Origin of the sequence: Leptolyngbya sp. FACHB-711, assembly GCF_014695615.1 — a bacterium.
Classification (GTDB): Bacteria; Cyanobacteriota; Cyanobacteriia; order Elainellales; family Elainellaceae; genus Leptolyngbya_A.
The window spans coordinates 1-4,525 of the sequence record NZ_JACJOR010000029.1 but is presented as its reverse complement, the minus strand read 5'-3'; the positions used below and the strand labels follow the sequence as shown (position 1 = coordinate 4,525).

Sequence of the window (4,525 nt, the reverse complement as noted above, 5' to 3'; positions counted from 1 at the left end):
AATCAGTTTTTGTTTGCCAGATAATACTGGTTCGAGAGCTTACCTGAACGGCGACACGGCAGATTTTTTGATATCGGCGTGGATGAAACTCATCGTCACAGCCGTCAGTCGATCGATTATTGAGCATTGAGCGATCGAAATTCGATCAGTACAGTTAGACGGAGGACAGGTCTTCTGCCTCTGTTGCGTTCGCTTGAGATACTGAATCGAAAACAAATGCTTAACCTGGAGGACTATCGAGCTGAGGAATATGTCAGCTAAGGGTGGTCGAATGCGGTTGTCGAGTTCTGGTGCGTTCAAGCAATGACTATCGCTTGTTTGGATTGCGCTCGTCGAGAACATCTGATAATTCTTCCAGTAAGTGACGAAGCTGAGACATTTTACGCTGCCCTAATTGTGCTGCCCACTCCGCTTCGACTTGTCGGCTGATTTGAATCGCCATTTGCTGCACTTCTTGTCCTTGATCGGTGAGGCGAATTAACTTTGCTCGTCCGTCCGTTGGATCTGGAATCATCTCGACATACCCATGATTGTGCAAGTATTCAACCAGATAATTCATGCTTTGTTTTGTCATTTGGGCGTTGTCTGCCAGTTCTGTCAGGCGAGAGCCATGGGGTGAGATGTAGCGAAATACATTGCCATGCGCCGGACGAATATCCTCAAATCCGCTCGTCACGACTTTGGAGTAAACTCGATCGAGCAAAACCTCAAAGGGGAGTCGCAGTAATGCACCGATTGTTTTAACCTGCTCTGTCACGTTTTCACGCTGCTCCATTTTCATCATCAACAGTATTGAGTTGAATTAGCGTGGCTCACCCAGTGGTTCACCCAGTGCTTACCCAGTAAGGTGAATCGATCGGGCGAATCAGTAGTCAGTTTGCCTGACTAATATGGTCAGAGAACCTGATGATATTCATCAATGCTACTGCAAGGAGAAACCGTTATGATGATTCACCACATTTCAATTCCGGCAAGTAACCCGCTACACGTTGCTCAGGTGCTAGCAGAAGTTTTTGATGGAAAAGTTGGAATTTTTCCACCGAACCCTGACAGTTACATGGTGGTGGCAGGTGATGAATACGGCACGCTCATTGAAATTTATCCGTCCGATAGCGTCATTGTTCCAGGGCAGGGCGATGGCCAAGCCTGGTTTCAAAAAGATGCTCATGCGGCAAGCTACAGTGCTGTTCATGCGGCAATTTCTGTGCCGACTAACCTGGAGCAGATTGAACGTATCGCTGCACGAGAGGGATGGCGGGTGTTGCCCTGTAGCCGAGATGGCTTATTTGATGTGATTGAGTTTTGGGTTGAAAACCAATTGATGTTGGAGTTGCTAACCCCCGCGCTCGCTCACAAATATCTCAATGCAATGCATCCCAACAACTTAGAACAACTCATGCTGGATATCGCTCAGGTTGAAGCAAGGGCTTAGCGAAGTATGAAGACACAGCTTGAGACCCTGCATCGTCCCCCAAATCCCCTAATGCTGGGGGACTTTGAGGATCAGTTCCCCCCAATTTTGGCTGGCTAGGGGAGCGAATCATACTCCAATTCAGCAACGCCGAAAATAGCTCTAATTGTCACTGAAATTGAACATGAATTTAAAGCTATAAGGAGGAACCACGATGCAAACACAAGCACAAAGTGATTTTTAACTGCACACTTAAACAAATTACTGAACCCATTTTCGACTTTAACAGCAATCGATTCAAAAACTGGCTTGCTCAGGGTAGACACTTCATTGTCCAATACTTAACGACTCAAGATGAACCCAAAATTGGCAATCCAATGGTTGGTTTGGGTATTCCTGGTCGAATGTTTACCTTCCCAAAACAGGGCAAACGGTTCGGTTGACCTTTGAAGCAGAAGTTTGAATTTGGTTAGAAGAGAACCTGCAATTTTGAGGAGGACAATAGCGATGACCGTAGAACGTAAGATTGCCAACACGTTTCACATGGATGAGGAAACCTGGGCACGTCATGCCAATCCCTGGAGCGTTTGGACTCGTTTCACTGTCCTGCCGATTCTGATTTTGGTAATCTGGAGCCGTGTCTGGCTGGGTTGGTGGTCATTAGTTCCCATCGCGATCGCCCTGTTCTGGATGTGGATCAATCCCCGCATCTTTGCGAAACCTCAATCCACTAATCATTGGGCTTCTAAAGGCGTATTGGGTGAACGGGTCTGGTTGAATCGAGATACCGTTCCTGTTCCAGAACACCATCAACGGGTTCCCAATGTACTGAGCTTGGTTTCAGTGATTGGTATGGCGGTTGTGATCTGGGGATTAGTCACACTTGATGGTTGTCTCACGCTTCTGGGATGTGCCCTCGTTTATCTGAGCAAACTGTGGTTTCTTGACCGTATGGTGTGGCTCTATGAGGATATGAGACAGGCTCATCCCCAGTATCAAAGCTGGCTTTACTAGACATTAATGCTTTCTTCCACGTGCGGGTCTGGCGACGCATCTCCTATACCGGCAGAAGACTCAAGGCTGGAGGAAACCGTGGGGTGGATGGAAAGACATAGAAGCTAACTAAATTCAAAGTACGGTATCGATTCCCGATAGGGAGGAGGATCTCATGACCTCAAACGAACTGCACGTCGTCATTGGAGCGAGTGGTGGAACGGGGAGTGCGATCGTGCGAGAACTGGTTGCACGAGGAAAACAGGTTCGTGGCGTGAACCGCAGTGGTCATGCCAATTTTCCCTTCGATATCGAAATCCTCAAAGCCGATGCAACAGATCCCACTCACATACGCGAAGTCTGCCAAGGGGCAACGGTGGTCTATAACTGCGTCAATCCGCCGTTTACTCAATGGACTGAGCTATTTCCAGCCGTGATGGAAGCGACGATCGCAGGTGCCGCTGCTGCCAATGCCAAGTATGTGTTTGCAGATGATACCTGGATGTACGGCAAAGTAAACGGACCAATGACTGAGGACTTACCTTGCAGACCCGTCAGCAACAAAGGGGTATTACGTGCCTGGTTAGCAGAAATGCTGCTTGCAGCTCACAGCAAAGGTCAAGTGCAGGCAGTGATTGGTCGTGGTGGCGAGTTATACGGCCCACTGGTTGAGTCAGTGCTGGGGCAAAATTTGTTCGGAGCCGCTCTGTCAAGCAAGCGAGCCACGTGGTTTGGCAATCTAGATCTGCCATTAACACCGCTCTTTATTGATGATTTTGCTAGAGGGTTGATAACCCTGGCTGAGCAGGATGAGGCGATCGGGAAGGTCTGGCATATTCCTACCCCTGAGCCGATTACAGGGCGAGAGTTTGTCCGCCTGATTTTTGAGGAAGTGGGAAGAGTTCCGAGAGTCATCGCTTATGGCTCTAGAGTCGTGAAAGCACTGGGGCTGTTTTGGTCTTTAGCGCGGGAAGGGGCAGAAATGATCTATCAATTTGAACAACCCTTTGTTATTGACAGCAGCAAGTACCAATCTGCCTTCGGGAAAGCCACAGTGACTTCTTACCAGGAAGGAATTCGCCAGACACTCGATTGGTATCGCACTCAAACTCAATCTCGATCCAATGAACCGCGTCAATCACACCCAAACAAGACAAATTGGGTTAATACAGCCACGCTTAAACCCTGACTTTCCCATCAGGAAGTTTCAAAATGAACGCATCAAAAATTTTAGTTACAGGGGGGACAGGCTCCCTCGGTTCTCTAGTAGTCGATCGCCTGCAAACTGCTGATTGTAACGTCCAGGTGCTCAGCCACAGTAAACGTCCTGGCACTGTTCAAGGAGACTTACTGACGGGTGAGGGATTGGAGCAAGCCGTTGAAGGGATTGATGTCATTGTCCATTGTGCTTCAAGCCCCACCAATCCCCGTCAAGTCGATGTTGAAGGGACAAGGCGGTTGCTTCAAGCAGCAGAACGCGCAGGGATATCTCACATCGTTTATGTCTCGATCGTCGGAGTCGATCGCAACCCCTTCTACCCCTACTACGGAATGAAATTTGAAACTGAACAAATAATCGAACAGGCTGCAATTCCCTGGACAATCCTCAGAGCGACGCAATTTCATGAATTTGCATTGACGCTGATTCAATTCCTCGATCGTCTCCCGATCATGCTCATGCCTAAAGGCTTCCTGCTTCAGCCCATTCAAGCAAGTGAAGTTGCCGATCGCTTGGTGGAACTAGCTCTTTCAGCTCCTGCCGGACGAGTGACCGACATCGGTGGACCCGAAGTTTGGACAGCAGGCGATCTTGCTAGAGCGTATTTCAAAGCAACTGGACGGAAACGGAACGTTGTAGAAGTTCCCATTCCTGGCAAGATTGCGCAAGCATTTCGTTCAGGAGCACAGCTCTGCCCTACCCAGAAGTACGGCAAAGTTGGCTGGAATGAGTTTTTGCGCCAACTATCCAAAAAAGAATAACCAGGAGAGACAAAGCATTTCACTGAATTAGAGGAAATATCATGAACGAGATTGTATTTAAGTCCGCTGTTGAACTGGCTCAAATGATCCGCGATCGCCAAATTTCTGCGGTCGAACTTCTGGACGCTCATGTGGAACAAA

At 48.4% G+C, this 4,525-nt stretch carries 5 protein-coding genes; 4 read left to right on the top strand and 1 reads right to left on the bottom strand.

The window, feature by feature from the left end; all coding sequences use genetic code 11:
- Positions 1–307: 307 nt before the first annotated feature.
- On the bottom strand, positions 308–775 hold the full coding sequence (locus H6F80_RS00375; protein WP_190789641.1) for a MarR family winged helix-turn-helix transcriptional regulator: 468 nt from the start codon (positions 773–775) through the stop codon (positions 308–310).
- A 168-nt stretch (positions 776–943) separates the two neighbouring features.
- Between H6F80_RS00375 and H6F80_RS00370 the strand changes: the two genes are divergently transcribed.
- The 4 genes from H6F80_RS00370 (at position 944) to H6F80_RS00355 (ending at position 4,384) form a co-directional block, all read left to right on the top strand.
- Positions 944–1,432: a hypothetical protein gene (locus H6F80_RS00370; RefSeq protein WP_242067084.1), complete on the top strand. Its 489-nt coding sequence runs from the start codon at positions 944–946 to the stop codon at positions 1,430–1,432.
- A 486-nt stretch (positions 1,433–1,918) separates the two neighbouring features.
- Positions 1,919–2,425 (top strand): DUF6653 family protein, encoded by a 507-nt coding sequence (locus H6F80_RS00365; RefSeq protein WP_190789640.1) that lies wholly within the window; start codon positions 1,919–1,921, stop codon positions 2,423–2,425.
- Between the two features lie 154 nt (positions 2,426–2,579).
- Positions 2,580–3,593 carry an NAD-dependent epimerase/dehydratase family protein gene (locus tag H6F80_RS00360; protein ID WP_190789639.1) on the top strand — a complete coding sequence of 338 codons (1,014 nt, stop codon included), beginning with the start codon at positions 2,580–2,582 and terminating at the stop codon, positions 3,591–3,593.
- 23 nt (positions 3,594–3,616) lie between these two features.
- Positions 3,617–4,384, top strand: coding sequence for an SDR family oxidoreductase (locus H6F80_RS00355; RefSeq protein ID WP_190789638.1), 768 nt, complete (start codon positions 3,617–3,619; stop codon positions 4,382–4,384).
- The last annotated feature ends 141 nt before the right edge of the window (positions 4,385–4,525 follow it).